The 1,244-nt window shown below is 68.2% G+C and carries 1 protein-coding gene; it reads right to left on the reverse strand.

From position 1 onward, the window contains the following. Nucleotides 1-35: 35 nt before the first annotated feature. The gene (locus Ari01nite_RS49405; protein ID WP_307837840.1) at nt 36-1,154 is read right to left on the reverse strand and encodes an IS630 family transposase; all 1,119 of its coding nucleotides are present in this window, start codon (nt 1,152-1,154) and stop codon (nt 36-38) included. Nucleotides 1,155-1,244: the final 90 nt, after the last annotated feature.

The raw sequence follows: 1,244 nt of genomic DNA on the forward strand, positions 1-1,244 counted from the left end.
TAGTGCCGTGACCACGAACGTTTGGGGTGTTGGGGTCAGGCTGCTCGGGTGGCGGGTTGACCCCAGCGTTGTTGTCGTTCGCTGCGGATGCGGGCGCGTTCACGGCGTTGCGCGGCCAGGACGTCGGGGTGGCGGGCGTTGGCGTTGCGCCAGCGCAGGTATCGGTGCAGGTGGCCGGTCAGCGCGGGGTGGTTCGGGTGGTTGGAGCCGGCGATCACGAAGGTGCGTAGCGGCCCGAACTGGGCCTCGATCGGGTTGGCCCAGGAGCCGTAGGTCGGGGTGAAACACAACTCGACCTTGTTCCGGGCCGCCCACGCGCGGATCTTCTTGCCCTTGTGCGCGGACAGGTTGTCCAGGATCACGTAGATCGGCGCCCCGTCCGGCCGTGCCCGACGGATGGATTTGAGCGCGGCGAGGGAGTTCGCGGCGCTCTTGCGGCGACGCACGACACCCCAGAGCTGGTCATCGCCCACGCTGTAACAGCCGTGGAACTGCCGGACACCGTGCAGCTTGTGATAGTTCGCCGGCAACCGGCGAGGATGCCCGGCGCTCGCCCACCCGGCGCCGGCCTGCGGGCGGACCACGAGCGGGCCGAACTCGTCGAACGCGAACACCCGCTGCGGGAAGTGGCTGCTCACGTACTCGATCCGGGCGAGTTTGGTATCGCGGTGCGGGTCGTTGGACTCCTTCCACGTCTTGGTCCGTTGGAAGGTGATCCGGTGCCGGTGCAGGATCTGCCGCAGCCGTTCCCGCCCGATCTCGATCGGGCGCAGGGGCTGCGAGCTCAGGTAGTCGGCGAGCTTACGCAGGCTCCACCGGGTGAACGGGCGCCCGAGACTCTCGGGGCGGCTGTTGGCCGTCTCGACGATGAACTGCTGATCGTCAGGACTGATCTGGCGGGGACGGCCACCCGCCCACCGAGGGTCCAGGCTGGCCATACCCATCTCGTTGAACCGGTGGATGACCTGCCGGATCGTGTCCTCGTCCGCCTGGACCAGGCGGGCGATAGCCGGCACGGTGTTCCCGCCGGCCGAGGCGAGCACCACCATGGCCCGCCGTAATCGGATCGGGGAGCCGGTGCCTCTGCGCGTGATCCTCAGCAGTAGTTGACCTTCCTGGTCACTCAACCGCCGCACGCGTACGGGATCTGCCACCGCCACAGCCTGAACGCCATCACGCCGCCCAGCCATCAGGCCAGACGGCGTGTCACCCAACACCACGAACGTTCGTGGTCAGGGCACTAG

Source organism: Paractinoplanes rishiriensis (assembly GCF_016862375.1).
GTDB lineage: Bacteria > Actinomycetota > Actinomycetes > Mycobacteriales > Micromonosporaceae > Actinoplanes > Actinoplanes rishiriensis.